Source organism: Gammaproteobacteria bacterium (assembly GCA_028817225.1).
Taxonomy (GTDB): Bacteria; Pseudomonadota; Gammaproteobacteria; order Poriferisulfidales; family Oxydemutatoraceae; genus Oxydemutator.
In genome coordinates, this window is the sequence record JAPPQC010000011.1 from 83,280 (window position 1) to 101,740 (window position 18,461).

General features: G+C 63.4%; 19 protein-coding genes. All 19 read right to left on the bottom strand.

Translation table 11 applies throughout. The features are described from left to right. Window positions 1–11 precede the first annotated feature (11 nt). Complete coding sequence (truA, locus tag OXU50_01385; GenBank protein ID MDD9868541.1) at window positions 12–788, bottom strand: tRNA pseudouridine(38-40) synthase TruA; 777 nt, start codon at window positions 786–788, stop codon at window positions 12–14. Beyond that, window positions 785–2,287, bottom strand: a complete 1,503-nt coding sequence (locus tag OXU50_01390; protein ID MDD9868542.1) for a hypothetical protein — start codon at window positions 2,285–2,287, stop codon at window positions 785–787. The genes truA and OXU50_01390 overlap by 4 nt, the downstream gene beginning before the upstream one ends. Next, window positions 2,284–3,327: an aspartate-semialdehyde dehydrogenase gene (locus tag OXU50_01395; protein MDD9868543.1), complete on the bottom strand. Its 1,044-nt coding sequence runs from the start codon at window positions 3,325–3,327 to the stop codon at window positions 2,284–2,286. The genes OXU50_01390 and OXU50_01395 overlap by 4 nt, the downstream gene beginning before the upstream one ends. Beyond that, the gene (gene leuB / locus OXU50_01400; GenBank protein ID MDD9868544.1) at window positions 3,328–4,410 is read right to left on the bottom strand and encodes a 3-isopropylmalate dehydrogenase; all 1,083 of its coding nucleotides are present in this window, start codon (window positions 4,408–4,410) and stop codon (window positions 3,328–3,330) included. Between the two features lie 22 nt (window positions 4,411–4,432). Continuing rightward, a complete protein-coding gene (locus OXU50_01405) occupies window positions 4,433–5,458 on the bottom strand; it encodes a hypothetical protein (GenBank protein ID MDD9868545.1) in 1,026 nt (341 codons plus the stop codon). A 24-nt stretch (window positions 5,459–5,482) separates the two neighbouring features. Further along, on the bottom strand, window positions 5,483–6,568 hold the full coding sequence (locus OXU50_01410; protein ID MDD9868546.1) for a hypothetical protein: 1,086 nt from the start codon (window positions 6,566–6,568) through the stop codon (window positions 5,483–5,485). Window positions 6,569–6,592: 24 nt separating this feature from the next. Beyond that, entirely contained in the window at window positions 6,593–7,618 is a 1,026-nt protein-coding gene (locus OXU50_01415) for a hypothetical protein (GenBank protein MDD9868547.1), read from the bottom strand. Window positions 7,619–7,627: 9 nt separating this feature from the next. Further along, window positions 7,628–8,266 carry a 3-isopropylmalate dehydratase small subunit gene (gene leuD, locus OXU50_01420; protein MDD9868548.1) on the bottom strand — a complete coding sequence of 213 codons (639 nt, stop codon included), beginning with the start codon at window positions 8,264–8,266 and terminating at the stop codon, window positions 7,628–7,630. A 6-nt stretch (window positions 8,267–8,272) separates the two neighbouring features. Beyond that, complete coding sequence (gene leuC / locus OXU50_01425) at window positions 8,273–9,682, bottom strand: 3-isopropylmalate dehydratase large subunit (GenBank protein MDD9868549.1); 1,410 nt, start codon at window positions 9,680–9,682, stop codon at window positions 8,273–8,275. Window positions 9,683–9,788: 106 nt separating this feature from the next. Then, entirely contained in the window at window positions 9,789–10,658 is an 870-nt protein-coding gene (locus OXU50_01430) for a hypothetical protein (GenBank protein MDD9868550.1), read from the bottom strand. After that, the gene (locus tag OXU50_01435; protein ID MDD9868551.1) at window positions 10,655–11,518 is read right to left on the bottom strand and encodes a hypothetical protein; all 864 of its coding nucleotides are present in this window, start codon (window positions 11,516–11,518) and stop codon (window positions 10,655–10,657) included. The genes OXU50_01430 and OXU50_01435 overlap by 4 nt, the downstream gene beginning before the upstream one ends. Window positions 11,519–11,538: 20 nt before the next feature. Then, window positions 11,539–12,471 carry a hypothetical protein gene (locus OXU50_01440; GenBank protein ID MDD9868552.1) on the bottom strand — a complete coding sequence of 311 codons (933 nt, stop codon included), beginning with the start codon at window positions 12,469–12,471 and terminating at the stop codon, window positions 11,539–11,541. Further along, complete coding sequence (locus OXU50_01445; GenBank protein ID MDD9868553.1) at window positions 12,426–13,298, bottom strand: hypothetical protein; 873 nt, start codon at window positions 13,296–13,298, stop codon at window positions 12,426–12,428. Before OXU50_01445 ends, OXU50_01440 begins: the two co-directional genes overlap by 46 nt. Next, window positions 13,295–14,218, bottom strand: a complete 924-nt coding sequence (locus OXU50_01450) for a hypothetical protein (protein MDD9868554.1) — start codon at window positions 14,216–14,218, stop codon at window positions 13,295–13,297. The genes OXU50_01445 and OXU50_01450 overlap by 4 nt, the downstream gene beginning before the upstream one ends. Further along, window positions 14,173–15,027: a hypothetical protein gene (locus OXU50_01455; GenBank protein MDD9868555.1), complete on the bottom strand. Its 855-nt coding sequence runs from the start codon at window positions 15,025–15,027 to the stop codon at window positions 14,173–14,175. Before OXU50_01455 ends, OXU50_01450 begins: the two co-directional genes overlap by 46 nt. A gap of 51 nt (window positions 15,028–15,078) precedes the next feature. Next, entirely contained in the window at window positions 15,079–15,297 is a 219-nt protein-coding gene (locus tag OXU50_01460) for a hypothetical protein (GenBank protein MDD9868556.1), read from the bottom strand. Between the two features lie 14 nt (window positions 15,298–15,311). Further along, a complete protein-coding gene (gene bamC, locus OXU50_01465) occupies window positions 15,312–16,355 on the bottom strand; it encodes an outer membrane protein assembly factor BamC (GenBank protein ID MDD9868557.1) in 1,044 nt (347 codons plus the stop codon). Window positions 16,356–16,408: 53 nt separating this feature from the next. After that, window positions 16,409–17,287, bottom strand: coding sequence for a 4-hydroxy-tetrahydrodipicolinate synthase (dapA, locus tag OXU50_01470; protein MDD9868558.1), 879 nt, complete (start codon window positions 17,285–17,287; stop codon window positions 16,409–16,411). Window positions 17,288–17,311: 24 nt separating this feature from the next. Then, entirely contained in the window at window positions 17,312–18,382 is a 1,071-nt protein-coding gene (locus OXU50_01475) for an AI-2E family transporter (protein MDD9868559.1), read from the bottom strand. Between the last annotated feature and the right edge of the window lie 79 nt (window positions 18,383–18,461).

Here is an 18,461-nt window from a genome sequence, read left to right on the forward strand (position 1 = left end):
CTGGCGGCGCCTCAAAAGCGCGGCCAGACGGCGTCGCCCGGCAGGGCGTAACGCGCGTCGTATTCTATCGCAACCAGGTAGAGGCCGGCGCCTTCGGCGGTGACGCCGCCGCGCGTGCGGTCGCGCCATTCAAGCACCCGGCGCGCGTCATCGCGCGGGCGGTCGCCGCAGCCGATCTCCACCAGCACGCCGACGATGTTCCTGACCATGTGCTGCAAGAAGGCGTTGGCGCAGATATCCACATAGACAAAGCGCCCGTCGCGGCGGACAGCCACGCTTTCAACGCGGCGCATCGGCGTCCGCGAGCGGCAGCCGGCGCCGCGGTAGCCGCTGAAGTCGTGCTCGCCGACCAGCGCCTGCGCGGCGGCGTGCATCGCGCCGGCCTCGAGCGGGCGGCGCACCGGCGCGGTGAGGCGGCGCAGCAGCGCCGACGCCGCCGGCGCGTTCAGTATCACATAGCGGTAACGCCGCCGCAGCGCGCTGAAACGCGCGTGAAAATCACCGGCCACCGCCCGCACCCAGCGCGCGCGCACATCGTCCGGCAGATGGCTGTTGGCGCCGCGCCGCCAGTCGTCTTCGGCGCGCGTGGCGGCGGACTCAAAATGCACAATCTGGCCGGTGGCGTGAACGCCGGCGTCGGTGCGCCCGGCGCAAACCACCTTGACCTCGTGGTCGGCGACCGCCGACAGCGCGGCCTCAACGCAGTCCTGAACGCTGCGCGCGTGCGACTGGCTCTGCCATCCGGAAAAATCCGCTCCGTCGTACTCCAGGCATACCGCAAACTTCACCCGAGTTTTCCCTGCAACTGACGCGCCCGTTCAACCTGGCTCGCGTCGCCGCCGCGGATAACCTCATTGAGCAGCGCCGCGGCCTTGCCGGTCTCGCCGATTTCGATATAGACATAGGCCAGATGCAGTTTGCCGGCCACCTCGCCGCCGCCTTGCCCGGCGTCTTCGCCGCCGCCGCCTCTGATGCGTTCCAGTTCCCGCTGCCCGGGCAGAACACCACCGGACGGCGGCGGCGATGACGGCGACGATGGCGGCGCCGGCGGCGTCGGAGATGACGATGGCGGCGCCGAAGCCGCAGGCGTCGGAGATGGCGACGACGAAGGTGGCGGAGCCGAAGACGCCGGAGATGACGACGGCGGCGATGGCGATGCGGACGGCGGCGATGGCGATGCGGACGACGGCGACGACGACGCGGACGACGCAGGCGACGACTCCAGCGGCTGCTTGATCATCGCCTCAATCGAGCGCGCCATTGACGACGCCGCGCGCAGACGCCGCCACTGCCGCCACATCAGCAGCAGCGCCAACACGCCCCAGAAAGCGGCGAAGCCCGTCCACACCGGCTGCGTCAGCAGGCGGCGGTTGTCCCAGCCGTACTCCACCAGCACGGCGTGCAGAATGTTCCACCAGCGGCTGCGCGGCGCCGCCCCGGTGTCATCGCGCCCGGCGCGGTCGAGCGCGTGGCCCAATTCCACAATCCGGTTTTCAAGCGCCGCAATCTTCTCTTTCAGATAGACAAGGCGCTGCGGCACATTCTCGCCTTCATGCATCGCGCTGACGGTGCCCGCCGCCAGCAGATTGCCCAGCACCGCATACTGGCTGTCGCCGAACAGCGCCTCGGACAGCGCGAAGGCGCTGCGCCCGTCGTCAAGGCGGCGCCCGAAAACAACCGCGGCGTCGCCGTCCAGCAGCGCGGCGACGCCGTCCACAAAGTCCGGCGCAAAATCGGTCCGCAGAAAGCGCATCACCAGGTGTTTTTCACCCGGGTTGTACGAACGCCCGTCCGCCAGCCGCTTGAGTTCGGAAAACACCTCGGTGCGCGGCCTGCCGGAATCCCCGGCCAGCAACGCCAGCAGGCGCGCCAGCACTTCGGGCGGCGTCATCACCGCCGGCGGCGGCGGCGGCGGCGGCGCGCCCAGCACAATACGCACCGGCTCCAGCAGCGTGCCGTTCGGATGCACAATGCCAAGCAGCAGGTTGAACGCGGCCTCGTTGACCGGCCCGATGCTGCTGACGGCGACATGCGGCGGCGTCGCCGCCGGCACCAGTTCCATCACGATGCGGTCGTGCAGCGGCGCATAGTCCAGCCCGGTCTCGGCGTAGGCCGCGCGGTCGGTGCGTATCAGGCGCAGCACATCGTGCCCGGCGGCGCTGATTTCCAGCAGCGGAATGCGGGCGTCGAGCGTCTCGCCGGGAACGCTCTCGACAACCGGCTCGCCCAGTTCCAGCGCGTGCAGCGCCGGGCACAGCAGCAGCAGCGGCAGCGCGAGGCGTTTCACGCGCAATGCCCGGCGGCGAGGTGTTCGCGCAGCAGGTGCTCCGCGATCTGCACGCTGTTGGTGGCCGCGCCCTTGCGTAAATTGTCGCTGACGACCCACAAGTCCAGCCCGCGCGGATGCGAGATGTCCTTGCGAAGACGCCCGACGAAGACATCGTCGCTGCCGTCGGCGTCGGTCGCCGCCGTCGGGTAGCCGCCGTCGCGGCGCTCGTCCATCAGCGTGACGCCGGCGGCGGACGCCAGCGCCGCGCGCGCCTCGCCGAGGTCCACATCGCGTTCGCACTCGATGTGCACCGCCTCCGAATGGCCGTGCACGACCGGCACGCGCACCGTCGTCGGGTTGACGCGGATGGCGTCGTCGCCGAATATCTTGCGGGTCTCCCAGACCATCTTCATTTCCTCTCTGGTGTAGCCGTTGTCGAGAAACACATCAATCTGCGGCAGCGCGTTGAACGCGATGCGCTTCGGGTACATGTCACCCGTCGCCGGCTTCCCGTCGAGCAGCGCGCGCGTCTGCGCCAGCATTTCCTCGACCGCGCGCCGCCCGGCGCCGGACACCGCCTGGTAGGTCGCGACATTGATGCGCGTGATGCGAAAGCGGTCGTGCAGCGGTTTCAGCGCAACCACCATCTGAATCGTCGAGCAGTTCGGGTTGGCGACGATGCCGCGGTTGGCGTAGTGCGCGAGCGCTTCGGGGTTGACCTCGGGCACGACCAGCGGAATGTCGTCGTCGCGGCGAAAGTGCGAGGTGTTGTCCACGACGACGCAGCCGGCGGCGGCGGCGCGCGGCGCGTGGCGCTCCGACACCGCCGCGCCCGCCGAGAACAGCGCGATGTCAACGCCGGCGAAATCAAACGCCTCAAGGTCGGCGACGGCGACTTTGCGGCCCCTGAAATCCAGCGCCGCGCCCGCCGAGCGGGCGCTCGCCAGCAGGTGCAACCGGGCGACCGGAAAATCGCGCTCCTCCAGCACCCGGCGCATCGTCGCGCCGACGGCGCCGGTCGCGCCGACAACCGCCACATTGACTTTTTTCACCGCCATTCACTCAGCATAACATTCCACCACGGCGTCGCCCATCCGCGCCGTTGACACCGCCGGCAGGCCGCCGGCGATGTCGGCGGTGCGAACGCGCGCCAGCGCCGCCGCCACCGCGCGCTCAAGCCGCGCCGCCGCTTCGGGCAGGCCGAGCGAATGGCGCAGCAGCATCGCCAGCGACAGAATCGCGGCCAGCGGGTTGGCGGCCTGGCGCCCGGCGATGTCGGGCGCCGAGCCGTGCACCGGCTCGTAGAGGCCGGCGCCGGCGCCGTTCAGCGACGCCGACGGCAGCAGGCCGATGGAGCCGGTCAGCATCGCCGCCAGATCCGACAGAATGTCGCCGAACAGGTTGGAAGTGACGATCACATCAAACTGCTTCGGCTCGCGCACCAGTTGCATCGCGGCGTTGTCCACATAAAGATGGCTCAGGCGAACGCCGGGATAGTCGCGCGCGACGCGCGTGACGACATCGCGCCACAACTCCGACACCTCGAGCACATTGGCCTTGTCCACCGAGCACAGCCGCCCGCCGCGCTTTTGCGCCGCCTCAAACGCGACCCTGGCGATGCGCTCGATCTCGTCCTCGCGGTAAATCATCGTGTTGTAGCCCTCGCGCAGGCCGCCGGCGGCGGTGCGAATGCCGCGCGGTTCGCCGAAATAAACACCGCCGGTCAGTTCGCGCACAATCAACAGGTCGAGGCCGGAGACTTTCTCCTCTTTCAGCGCCGAACTCGCGGCCAGCGGCGCGAACGACAGCGCCGGGCGCAGGTTGGCGAACAGGCCGAGTTCGCGGCGTATCGCAAGCAGCCCCTGCTCCGGGCGCAGTTCACGCGCCAGGCTCTCATATTGCGGCCCGCCGACCGCGCCCATCAGCACCGCGTCGCTGCGCCGCGCCGCCTCAAGCGTCTCGCCGGGCAGCGGGCTGCCGCACTCGTCGCAGGCGCTGCCGCCAATCAGCCCGTAGTCGTAGTCAACGGCGATCTCGCCGACGCCGCGCAAATGCTCAATGACCTTGACGGCCTCGGCGACCACCTCCGGCCCGATGCCGTCGCCGGGCAGCAGCAGAATATGTTTGCCGGAGCGGTTCATCGTTTGTCCGCCGCGGGGGCGGTCAGGCGGCGCGGCCCTTGCCGTTGCCGCCGCCGCTACCGCCGCTGCGGCCAAACGGCCACAGCGCCTTCCAGTTAATCTTGAAGTCGCCCCGCCACAGGGTCAGCGCCAGCCATTTGATGAACTCTGCGTTGCCGAGGCGCAGCAGCACTTCCCCGCACAAATACCCCAGCGGGAATTTGCCGCCGTTCAGAAAGTACCACTTGAAACCGCCCCAGATTATGGGGCCGGCGTTTCTCCCCCAAGAAACATCGCTGCGGTGAATCAAATGAACCAGTTCCGGCCGCTCGATGCAAACCTCGCTCATCAGGCGCTCCTCTATCAGAACAAGACGTCCCTCCCGGACCCGGCGCTCAAGACATTCATAATAGGCATCGCCCCAGCGGATGACAGCCTCGCTTGAGCCTCCCCAAAACGCGGCGTTGACCGCCAACTCCGACGGCTTGTTGCCCGGCGACGGGTCGGGAGTCCAGGGTGGCGGGCCCAGATAATTGACGACGGTAATCGCCACCTTGTGCCGGGGCAGCGCCCGGCACACCCGCAAATTCGGCCATTCAATGCGCTCCGACAAGCGAAACATCTGATTGTCGGAGCGGACGGTTGCCCTGAAAGCGCCGGCATCGCACCAGAATATCATCTCCGAGCCAAACGGATTCATCCCGGCGGCGCGCCGGGCAAAGTTGCACTTCTCATTCCAGATCATGGAGACATCGGGGTGCATGGCGCGACCCGGATGCGCATCCGGAGGCTGGGCAAGATACTGATCCTGAAAAACATCCCGGTATTTGTGGACAAGAAATTCCTCCGGACTGACGGCAAGATAAACTGCGGGCTTGTCCCCTCTCATCCGCCTGATTTCATCCAGCGACTGCTCTTCACAAAAAATGACCAGCGGCCAGCGAATATGCGACACAAAAGTCCTCATCCACTCTTCGTACGGCCGGACGAAAGACTCGTTTCTTCTCCGCTGTCTGACCTTGAACCAGGCTGTCACCAGCGTTACCGGGTGCTGTTCGTTTGTCTTCATATCATTTGTCCGCCGCAAGGCCGGTCAGGCAGCGCGGCCCCTGCCATTTCCGTCGCCACCGCCGGCGCTCCCGCCACCGCCAAAGGGCCACAGCGCCTTCCAGTTAATCTTGAAGGTGCCCCGCCACAGGACCAGCGCCAGCCACTTGACGAATTCCGCGTTGCCGAGGCGCAGCAACACTTCCCGGCACAAATATCCCAGCGGGAATTTCCCGCCGTTCAGATAGTAGTACCTGAACCAGTCCCAGCACACATCGCCGGCGTTCCCGCCCCAGGAGACGGCGCTGCGTGGAATCAAATGCACCAGTTCCGGCCGGGTGATGCAAACCTCGCTCATGATGGGCTCCTCCATCAGAATGTGGCGCCCCTCCCGGACCCGGTGTTCAAGACATTCATAATAGGCGTCGCCCCAGCGGATGACAGCCTCGCTTGCGCCTCCCCAGAACCCGGCGCCGACCATCAGCACAGACGGCTTGCCGCCCGGCGCCGGACCATTCCCCGGCAACGGGTCGTGAGTCCGGGAGTGGTCGGGGCTCCAGGGCGGGTCGGGAGTCCAGGGTGGCGAACCCGGATAATTGACGATGGACACCGCCACCTTGTCCTGCGGCAGCGCCCGGCACACCCGCAAATTCGGCCATTCAATGCGCTGCGACAAACGGAACAGCTGATTTTCAGTTCGCACGGTCGCCCTGAAAGCGCCGATATCGCACCAGAATATCATCTCCGACCCGAACGGGTTCATCCTGGCGGCGCGCCGGGCAAAGTTATACTTCTCATTCCAGATCATGGAAAGGTCCGGGTACAGGGCGCGAACCGTGTCCATCGCCGGAGGATGGGCAAGAATCTGGTTCTGAAAAACACCCCGGTATTTGCAGACAAGGAATTCTTCCAGACTGGTGACAAGATAAACCGCAGGCCTGTCCCCTCTCATCCGCCTGATTTCATCCAGCGACTGTTCTTCACAGAAAACAACCAGCGGCCAGCGAATATACGACAGAAAATTCCGCATCCACTCCTCGTACGGCCGGGCGCAGTCTTCGGCTCTTCTCCGCTGCCTGACTTTGAACCAGGCCGTCACCAGCGTTATCGGGTGCTGTTCGCTTGTCTCCATGTCGTTTGTTCGCCGCAGGGCCGGTCAGGCGGCGCGGCCTCTGCCGTTGTTGCCGCCGCTCCCGCCACCGGCAAAGGGCCACAGCGCCTTCCAGTTGAATCTGAAGGCGCCCCGCCACAGAATCAGCACCAGCCATTTGATGAATCTCCAATCGCCGATGCGCGGCAGCACCTCCCTGCACAAATACCCCAGCGGGAATTTCCCGCCGTTCAGATAGTACCACCTGTAATGGGTCCAGGACATTTCACCGGCGGCCCCTCCCCAGGAAACGGCGCTGCGGGGAATCAAATGCACCAGTTCCGGCCGGGCGATGCAAACCTCGCCCATGATGGGCTCTTCCACCAGAACGAAGCGCCCCTCCCGAACCCGGCGCTCAAGACATTCATAATAGGCGTCGCCCCAGCGGATGACAGCCTCGCTTGAGCCGCCCCAGAACCCGGCGGCGACCGCCAATGCCGGTTGGCCGCCATCCGGCGCAGGACCATTCCCCGGCGGCGGGCCGGAAAGCCCGGGTGGCGAATCCGGATAATTGACGACGGGAATCGCCACCCTGTCCTGCGGCAGCGCCCGGCACACCTGCAAATTCGGCCATTCAACGCGCTGCGACAAACGGAACACCTGTTCGTTGTAACTGGCGGTTGCCTTGAAAATACCGACATCACACCAGAATATCATTTCCGACCCGAACGGGTTCATCCCGGCGGCGCGGCGGGCAAAGTTGCACTTCTCATTCCAGACCATGGCGAGATTGGGGTCCAGGGAACCGGACCTGTCCGGACGATCCGGGCACTGATCCTGAAAAACACGCCGGTATTTGTGGACAAGAAATTCCTCCGGACTGACGGCAAGATAAACCGCGGGCCTGTCGCCTCTCATCCGCCTCATTTCATCCAGCGATTGCTCTTCACCGAAAACAACCAGCGGCCAGCGGATATGCGACAGCAAATTCCGCATCCATTCCTCGTACGGGCGAAAGGAGGATGCGCCTCTCCGCCTGATTTTGTACCAGGCCGTCACCAGCGTTATCGGATATTGTTCGCGTGTCTCCATTGCAAACACTCAGTCGTTGAAAAGCCAGGGCGCGGCGCGGCGGCGTCTTTGCTCGCAGGCGCGGATGTCGGCGGCGTGGCGCAGTGTCAGGCCGATTTCGTCCAGCCCTTCAAGCAGGCAGCGCTTGCGAAACGGGTCCACCTCAAACGGCCACGACGACTCGCCGTCGCCGACGCGCTGGCGCGGCAGGTCAACCGTCAGGCGGTAGCCTTCGCGCGCCGCGGTGCGCGCGAACAGTTCGTCCACTGCGGCGTCCGGCAGTTCCACCGGCAGCAGGCCGTTCTTGAACGAGTTGCCGAAAAACAACTCGGCGAAGCGCGGCGCGATGACGGCGAAAAAACCGGCGTCCATCAGCGCCCACACCGCGTGCTCGCGCGACGAGCCGCAGCCGAAGTTCTCGCGCGCCAGCAAAATGCCGGCGCCGCGGTAACGCGCCCGGTTCAGCACAAAATCGGGGTTGGGGCGGCGCTTTGAGTGGTCGTCGCCGATGTCGCCCGGGTCGAGATAGCGCCAGTCGTCGAACAGGTTCGGGCCGAAGCCGGTGCGCTTGACCGACTTCAGGTACTGCTTCGGAATGATCGCGTCGGTGTCCACATTGGCGCGGTCGAGCGGCGCGACGATGCCCTGTTCAACCTGAAACGCGCGCATCGCCAATCAGTCGCGCCAGTCGCGCACATCCACAAAGCGGCCCGCCACCGCCGCCGCCGCCGCCATCGCCGGGCTGACCAGGTGGGTGCGCCCGCCCTGCCCCTGGCGCCCCTCGAAGTTGCGGTTGGAGGTGGAGGCGCAGCGCTCGCCGGCGGCGAGGCGGTCTTCGTTCATGCCGAGGCACATCGAGCAGCCCGGTTCGCGCCATTCAAAACCGGCATCAATGAAAATGCGGTCAAGCCCCTCGCGCTCGGCCTGGCGCTTGACCGGGCCGGAACCCGGCACCACCAGCGCCTGGCGGATGCCGGCGGCGACGCGCCGGCCCCTGACGATGGCCGCGGCCTCGCGCAAATCCTCGATGCGCGAGTTCGTGCACGAGCCGATGAACACCTTGTCGAGCATGATGTCGCCGATGGCCGTGCCCGGGCGCAAATCCATGTACGCCAGCGCCTTGCGCCAGCCCTCGGCCCTGACCGGGTCGCTCTCGCCGTCGGGGTCGGGCACGCGCCCGCCGACGGCGGCGACCATCTCCGGCGAAGTGCCCCAGGTCACCTGCGGTTCGACTTCGGCGGCGTTGATCGAGACCTCGCGGTCGAACACCGCGCTGTCGTCGGAGCGGCAGTCGCGCCACGCCCGCTGCGCGCGCTCCCACATTTCACCGGCGGGCGCGTACGGGCGCCCGCACAGGTAGTCGCGCGTGACCTCGTCGCAGGCCACCAGCCCGGCGCGCGCGCCGGCCTCGATGGTCATGTTGCAGACGGTCATGCGGTTTTCCATCGAAAAGCCGCGAATGACATCGCCGGCGTATTCAATCGCATAGCCCGTGCCGCCGCCGGCGCCGATTTTTCCGATGATCGCCAGCACGACATCCTTGGCGGTGACGCCGCGCGGCAGCGCGCCGTTGACGCTGATTCGCATGTTGCGAAGTTTTTTTGCCGGCAGGCACTGCGTCGCGAACACATGCTCCACTTCCGAGGTGCCGACGCCCATCGCCAGCGCCGCGAACGCGCCGTGCGTCGAGGTGTGCGAGTCGCCGCACACCAGCGTCATCCCCGGCAGCGTCGCGCCCTGCTCGGGGCCGATGACATGGACGATGCCCTGGCGCTCGTCGTCCAGCCCGTAATAGGTCAGCCCGTGCTCCCCGCAGTTGCGCGTCAGCGTGTCCAGTTGCACGCGCGCGACCGGGTCGGCGACGCCGCGCGCGCGGTTTTGCGTCGGCACATTGTGGTCGGCGACGGCGAGGATGGACGAGGCGCGCCACAACCCGCGCCCCGCCAGGCGCAGCCCCTCAAAGGCCTGCGGCGAGGTCACCTCGTGCACCAGATGGCGGTCTATGTACAGCAGCCCCATGCCGCCGTCCTCCTCGCGCACGAGGTGGTCGCGCCACAATTTGTCGTAAAGCGTCAGTCCCGGCATGGCGTGATTTTAGCATTGACGGCGGCGCGTGGCAGGTGCGGCCGGCGATGACGGCGCGCGGCGGCGCATTGTCCGGTTGTCTTGACTCCGCCGCAGGCGACGCGCGTCATTGCGCCGGCGCGGAAAATATCCTGTTGCAGAAGTATTTCCACGGAAACCGTTGGCCGCTCAGAAAATACCACCGGTGGCCGCTGATTTCCTTTCCGGCCAGTCCGGCCGCGAAACTGACAAGCCGTATCCACGGAACACGGCGGTGGGACAGCAGATAGGCGGCATCCGGCCGTCCTTTCCAGGCCGAGTGCATGACAATCTCATCCGACCGCTCGAAAGTGCCCTCTTCAGAGCACCGCTCAAGATATTGGTAATAGATGTCGCACCACCGACGCAGCGGTTCGGTCGCGCCGCCGAAAAAATTGCCCATGATGGCGGGGCAGGTCGAGGCATAAATCAGAATCAAGCCCACCTTGTCCCGCGACAGTGCCCGGCACACCCGCAGATTGGGCCATTCGACGCCTTCGGAAAGGCGCAGTCCGAACCTCTCGCCCCTGAACAGGCCGACATCGCACCAGAAAAACATCTCCGAACCAAAAGGATTTTCCGACATCGCCTGCCGCAGGAAATGATGTTTCTCATGCCAAATCAAACTGCATGTGACAAAGGCTTCGGCGCGTTCCGCCGGAAACGGCAGGCGCTTCAGATTGTCCAGATACCGGTAGGCATAAAACGCCTCCGGGCGGGTGACATGGTACACCGCCGGCTTGCCTCCCCGCGCTTCCTTCAGCATGTCCAGGGACTGCTCGTCGCAGAAGATGACCAACGGCCAGCGGATAAACGGCAGCAGGTTTCTGATCCAGTCCGGATACGGGTTGCCCCACTCCGGATGGTCAATTTTCACTCCCACATTGAAATAGGCCGTCACCAGCGTCAGCGGGGATTGCCCGTGCGTTTCCATTTCGTTGTCGGCAACGCGCGTCATTTTCCCGAACCGGAGAATATTCCCTTGCAGATGTGTTTCCACGGAAACCGCCTGCCGCTCAGGAGATACCACCGGTGGCCATACCCCTTTTTCCCGGCCAGCCTCGTCAGAAAAGCGAGGGGCCGCAGCCACGGAACAATGCCGGGGGGCAGCGGATATGCCATATCCGGGTGTTTGATGTAAAGAGATTCCATGATGCCCTCTTCCGAATAAATCATCGTCCCCTTCCGCGCGCGCCGTTCAAGATGACGGTAATACGCATCGCACCATTCGCGCGCCGGCTTCACCGCGCCCCCGAAAAACTGGCCGGTGAAATTGGGGCGGTCAAAATTCCCGTACGGCAGCAGAACCGCCCTGTCCTGCGGCAACTCCCTGCATATCCGGAGATTGGGCCATTCGGCATCCCCGCAAAAGCGCAATTCCATCCTGACGGCGGAACGCCAGGGCGCGTCCCGCCTGAATCTGAACATGCCGATATCGCACCAGAAAAGCATTTCCGAATTAAACGGGTTTTCCGACAGCGCGCGCCGCAGAAAATTGTGTTTCTCGTGCCAAACCAGGGAAACTTCGGCGGAAAGCCCTGCGTAGGGTTTCTTCAAATCCTTCAGCAGGTTCCAGTACTTGTAAACAACAAAATCTTCCGGGCGGGTGACATGCCAAACCGCCGGCTTGTCGCCCCTCGCCTCCTTCAGCATGTCCACGGACTGCTCGTCGCAGAAAATCACCAGCGGCCACTTGATATACGGCAGGAAGTTTCTGCTCCAGTCCGGATACGGGTTTCCGGTGTATTTCACCTGTTTGCGGCCCAGATTGAAACAGGCCGTCACCAGCGTGATCGGATGCTGTCCGGTTGTTTCCATCCCGTTGCCGGCAGCGCGCGTCATCGCGCCGGCGCGGAAAAGAGCCTGCTGCAAAAGTATTTCAACGGAAACCGCCTGCCGTTCAGGAGATAGTATTTGTAACCCATCACTGCATTTCTTCGCCGAAGGCAAGCAATATACGGAACACTGTCAAGCGGCATCGTATATGCGAGTTCCGGCTTTCTCCTCCAGCAGGACATCATGACGAACTCTTCTCTATAGACAAAATTCCCATTCTGCTTGCATTTTTCAAGACACCGGTAATAAGCGTCGCACCACCGGCGCGAAGGCTCAATCGCGCCCCCGAAAAACTGGGCATTGATACGACTAAGGTCCGCGTTTGCCAAAATCACTTTATCTTGCGGCAACGCACGGCACACCCCAAGATTGGGCCATTCGATGTCTTCAAACAGGCGAAATGTCATCCGCGGCCCCTCAATCATGGGCGCATCAGGATTGTACCTGAACTGGCCGATATCGCACCAGAAAAGCATCTCCGAACCGAAAGGGTTCTCCAACAGCGCCTGCCGCAGAAAATGATGTTTCTCATGCCAGATTAAACTGCGTGCAACAAAAACCTCGCGTGTAATGGGGGCTTCGCCATAGAGCGTGCAACATGGCAGGCGCTTCAGGTCATCCAGATACCTGTATGTATAAAACTCCTCCGGACGGGTGACGCGCCAAACCGCCGGCTTGTCCCCTCTCGCCTCTTTGAGCATGTCCAGCGATTGCTCGTCGCAGAACACCACCAGCGGCCACCGGACATGCGGCAGGAAGTTCCTGATCCAGCCCGGATACGGATTTTCCAACTCCGGATGTTCGGGTTTCCCTCCCAATTCAAAATAAGCCGTCACCAGCGTTATCGGGTGCCGCTCCGCTGTCTCCATCCCGCTGTCGGCGGCGCGCATCATCGCACCGGCCCGGAAATGAGCCTTCTGCAAAAGTACCGCCACGGCAACCGCCTGCCGTTCAGGAGATACCACTCGAAATCCAGTGCAGGCCTTTGCTTTTTAAGGAAAACAGTATATGGAGCGGAATAAGACGAAATCACATGCGCGAGTTCAGGTTGCCTCCTCCAGCAGGACATCATGACGTACTCTTCTCTCTCGGTAAGACTTCCATTCTGCTTTCGTCGTTCAAGACGTTGGTAATAAGCGTCGCACCACCGGCGCGAAGGCTCAATCGCGCCTCCGAAAAAGCAGCCAGCCATGGCATCGTAAGGCGCCCCGGCTAAAACCACTTTATCTTTCGGCAATGCCCGACACACTTCGAGATTGGGCCATTCGATATCTTCAAACAGGCGAAATGCCCTCCGCCGAGACGACCACCAGGGGGCGTCCGGCTCGTATCTGAGCTTAGCGATATCGTACCAGAAAAACATCTCCGAACCAAAAGGGTTCTCCGACAGCGTCTGCCGCAGAAAATGATGCTTTTCATGCCAGACCAAACTGCGAACAACGAAGGCTTCGGCACGTTCCGCAGGAAATGACAGGCGCTTCAGATCTTCCAGATACTTGTACACATAAAAATCTTCCGGGCGAGTGACATGCCAAACCGCCGGCTTGTCCCCTCTCGCCTCTTTGAGCATGTCCAGCGATTGCTCGTCGCAGAACACCACCAGCGGCCACCGGACATGCGGCAGGAAGTTCCTGATCCAGCCCGGATACGGATTTTCCAACTCCGGATGTTCGGGTTTCCCTCCCAATTCAAAATAAGCCGTCACCAGCGTTATCGGGTGCCGCTCCGCTGTCTCCATCCCGCTGTCGGCGGCGCGCATCATCGCACCGGTCCGGAAAAGATTCTTCTGCAAAGGTAGCGCCACGGAAACCGCCTGCCGTTCAGGAGATACCATTTGTAAGCCATGGCACGGCTTCCCCCTATAAGCAAACCAATATACGGAACAGAATGAGCCGATATCACATGCACGAGTTGCCGTCGTCTCCTCCAACAGGATAGCATGACGTGCTCTTCCGAAGAGGTAAAAACCCCGTTCTGCTTTCGTTTTCCAAGGCGCCGGTAATAAGCGTCGCACCATCGGCGCGAAGGCTCAACCGCACCCCCAAACCAGGCGCCGGCAGGACGCGCTTTATCGTCGCGACACCTCCCTGCCAAAACTACTTTATCTTGTGGCAACATACGACACACCTCAAGATTTGGCCATTCGATATCCTCAAGCAGGCGAAATCTCATCCGCCGGGCCGTCCACCAGGACGCATCCGGCTCCAATCTGAAAACACCGATATCGCACCAGAACAGCATCTCCGAACCAAAAGGATTTTCTGACAGCGCCTGCCGCAGAAAATGATGTTTTTCATGCCAAACCAGACTGCGTGTAATGCAGACTTCGGCATGTTCTTCGGGAAATGACAGGCGCTTCAAGTCGTCCAGATACCTGTAGGTATAAAAGTCCTCCAGGCGGGTGACGCGCCAAACCGCCGGCTTGTCCCCTCTCGCCTCTTTGAGCATGCCCAGCGATTGCTCGTCGCAGAATACCACCAGCGGCCACCGGACAAGCGGCAAAAAGTTCCTGATCCAGCCCGGATACGGATTTTCCAACTCCGGATGTTCGGGTTTCCCTCCCAATTCAAAATAAGCCGTCACCAGCGTCAGCGGGTATTGGCCGTGCGCCCCCTTCCCGCTGCTTGCGGCATGCATCACCGCCCCGGCCCGGGAAGGAGGCATTTGAGACAATATTTCCACGGAAACCGTTCACCGGACAGAAGATACCAACCAGCACTGCTGCCATCGTAAGGCTTTCCGGCAGGCCTCCCTGTCAACAGTCTGTACAAAAACCTGCCGCGACGTCTCCATGCAATACCGGAAGACAGCAGGTACGCAATCTCCGGTTGTCTCATGTAGAGCAGACACATGGCAACCTGATCAATATAGGGAACCTTTCCATCTTGCCAGGCTTTGTCAAGAAATTGGCGGTAAGCGTCACACCATCTGCGTGTCGGCTTCAACGCACCCCCGAAAAAACCGCCGCCGATTTGAACAGACCCGATGCGGGAACCAGCGTCAGGAACGAGAAACACCCTGTCTTGCGGCAACATCCGGCATATCCGGAGATTGGGCCATTCGACATCTTCAGACAATTGAATATGCCTTCCGACTTGCTTCAGGCGCGACTTCGGCCTGAATCTGAAAAGACCGATATCACACCAGAAAAACATCTCCGAGTTGAAAGGGTTCTCCGACAGCGCCTGCAGCAGAAAATGGTGTTTCTCGTGCCAGACCAGGGCAAGTTCGGGATGAGGTATCCGGTAAGGTCTCCGCCGGGCTTTCAGATGATTCATATACTTGTGTACAGAAAATTCTTCCAGTGAGGTGACATGCCAAACCGCCGGCTTGTCGCCTCTCGCCTCTTTGAGCATGCCCAGGGACTGCTCGTCGCAGAAGACCACCAGCGGCCACCGGACATGCGGCAAAAAATTCCTGATCCAGCCTGGATAGGGGTTGCCCAAATGCTGGTACCGGGTTTTCCCTCCCAGATCAAAATAAGCCGTCACCAGCGTTATCGGGTACTGCCGAGGGGGGCATCTCATCACATGCGGCGCCCATCAATGCGCGTCAGGATTGTAAAAAGCCGCCGTAGTATGCTTCTTCTTCGCCCAGAAGGTCATATCCGGATGCTCGGCGTGCAGTTCCTCGACGCGCTTGCGGGCCTCGCCCCAGGTCATCTCGTCGTCGTACTCGCCGGCCTCGAACTTGTACTTGTATCTCCAGCCGATGACAAAACCCGGCTCGTCGTCCTTGTGGTGAAAAGTGTCTTCCATCATTGCCTCTCTCCGTGTCAGCGCGCCGCCAGCGCGCCCGGCTCAAACGCCATCAGCACCCGTTTCAGCAGTTGCTGCGCCAGCGCGTACGGCACCGCGGCGCCGTTGTCGTTCGGGTGCACCGTCACCAGCGTCTGCCCGCCCTTCGCCAGCAGGTGCAGTTGCAGCAGTCGCCCGCGCGCGGCGGCGCCGTCTATGCCGGCGCCGCCGGCGTCGTTGTAGCGCACCAGGTAAATGCCGCGGCTGCGGTCGTCGGCGCGCATCTCAATGCCGGAACGCCCGAGCGCCGCGCCGATGTGCCGCCACGCCTTGCTGTAACGCTGGCCGACCCGCAGCACCGCAACCCCGGCCATGTTGCGGATGTCCAGCGCAATCCGCGCGTCGTCAAGCGACGCCATGCGCGGGCTGGCCGCCTCGCGCCCGGCCGCAAGGTAATCGCGGAAACGCAGCAGCATGCGCCGCTCAAATTCCATGTCCGGCGGCAGGATGCGCCATTCGCCGCCGCTCAGGGCGGCCTCGCGCGATGAAATAAACACATTGGTAACCGCGTCCGGCTCGCGCTCAAGACGCACGCGAACGCGCACGCGCGAACGCGCCAGCCCGCGCGCGCCGGCAACCTCAACGCGGCGCTCGCGCCATTCGGTCTCGGCGTAGCCGTGCGCCGGATTGCTCGCGGCCACCTTGAAGCCGCTGCGCCGTAAAAACGCCGGCACCTGCGGCCACAGCGTCGCCGGGCTGACATCCACCGCAAGCCACGCGACGCCGCCGTCGCGCCGCAGTTGCAGGTCAAGCCGCTCCGGCAGCACGCGGCTGTTCAGCGCCGCGTCGGCGGCGGCGCTGACGCGGCCCCTGCCGCCCGGCACCTGAAGGCTGTTGCCGGTGTCCGGCGCGTCGAGTTCGGGCGGCACTTCCAGCGGGTCGTTGTCGCCGCTCATGAAGACTTCGGAGCCGAAAGTCGGCAGTTCCAGTTGGTCAAGCAGCGATGTGCCGTCGTTCGTGGTTGAACAACCCGCAAGCCACAGGCAAACAACGGCGGCAACCGGCCACCGCGCGGCGCTCATTGCACCCCGCCGCAGAAATCCGCCGACGGCAACACCCAACCTCCGCACAGCACTCATTGCACCACCCCGGCGCGGCGCATGGCCGCGTGCACTTCGTCGTGAAAGTCCGCCGCCAGCGGCGTCAGCGGCAGCCGGATGCCCGGCGGTATCCGGTTCATCCGGTGCAGCGCCCACTTGACCGGAATCGGGTTGGACTCAAGAAACAGCGCCTGGTGCAGGCCGTGCAGCCGCCCGTCCATCTCCTCGGCGCGCGCGCGGTCGCCGGCCAGCGCCGCCTTGCACATCTCGTGCATCTGCGCCGGCGCGACATTGGCGGTGACTGAAATCACGCCGCGCGCGCCGCGCAGGATGGTCTCGGCGGCGGCGTGATCCTCGCCGCTGTACACCGCAAAATCCTTTCCGCAAAGTTGCATGATGTCGTTGCTGCGTTCAATTGAACCGGTGGCCTCCTTGATGCCGACAATGCCGGGCACCCGGCTGAGGCGCTGGACGGTGGCCGGCAGCATGTCGCAGGCCGTCCGCCCCGGCACATTATAAAGAATTTGCGGAATCTCCGCCGATTCGGCAATCAACTTGTGGTGCCGGTACAGCCCCTCCTGCGTCGGCTTGTTGTAATACGGCGTCACCAGCAGGCAGGCGTCGGCGCCGCTTTCCTGCGCGCCGCGCGTCAGTTCCAGCGCCTCGCGCGTTGAATTGGCGCCGGTGCCGGCGATGACCGGAATGCGCCCGCGCACCTGGCCGACCGCAAAGCGGATGACCTCGCGGTGCTCGTCGAAATCCAGCGTCGCCGACTCGCCGGTGGTGCCCGCCGCGACCAGCGCGTCGGTGCCCTCGCCAATGTGAAACTCAATCAAGTCGGCGAACGCGCGGTAGTCAATCGCGCCGTCCTCCCGCATCGGCGTAACCACCGCCACCATGCTGCCCTGAAACATCATCCGCAACCGCACCGCGCGGCGTCACGCCGCCGCCGCCGCGCCGCCGCGCGGCCACGCCTTCAACACCGCGTTGACCAGCGTCGCCAGCGGAATCGCAAAGAACACGCCCCAGATGCCCCACAAGCCGCCGAAAATCAGCACCGCCGAGATGATCGCAATCGGGTGCAGGTTGACAATCTCGGAAAACAGCAGCGGCACCAGGATATTGCCGTCGAGAAACTGAATCACCGCGTAGGCGATCATCACATACAGAAACTCCGACGACAGCCCCCACTGCGCGTAGCCCACCAGCGCCACCGGTATCGTCACCACGGCGGCGCCGAGAAACGGAATCACCACCGAGACGCCGACCAGAAAGGACAGCAGCGGCGCGTAGTTCAGCCCCAGCACCTGAAACACAATCCACGACACGAACCACACCGCCACAATCTCAATCAACTTGCCGCGCACATAGCCGGAAATCTTCTGATTGACCTCGGCCCAGATGCGCGTCGTCAATGCGCGGTTTTCCTTGCGCGGCAGAAAACTCGCGCACCAGCGCAGCAGCACTTCCTTGTCTTTCAGGAAGAAGAAAATCAGCAGCGGCACCAGCACCAGGTAAATCAGCGCGGTGATGAAGCCGCCGATGGACGACAGCAGCGCCGCCAGCATGTCCTGCGCGATCTGCGCTATCTCGCTGCGCAAACTCATGATAACGCCGTCCACCTGCTGCTCGCTGAAATACTGCGGATACTTGTCGGGCAGTTGCGCGAGCAGCGCCTGGCCGCGCCCGAGGATGGACGGCAGTTCGCCGAGAAAGTCGGTGATCTGCGCTGCCATCAGCGGCGCCAGCACCAGCAGCGCCACCAGCACCGCCAGCAGAAAGCCCGGATAGACCAGCGCAAACGCCAGCGTCCGCGACAGCCGCCAGCGCCGCAGCAAGTCCATCATGCCGTCCAGCAGGTAGGCGAACACCAGGCTGATCATCAGCGGCGCCAGAATGCGGCTGGCAAAGCCGATGACGACCGCGCCCAGCGCCAGCAGCACCAGCAGCACCGCGACCTGCGGGTTGGAAAAGGAGCGTTCAAACCATTGTCGAAAGGGGTTGGCCATGACATGCTTGCGCCGGGCGGCGCGTCCGGACGCCACTTTACCAGAAATGCGCGCCGCCGTGAATACTTTGCTATACTGC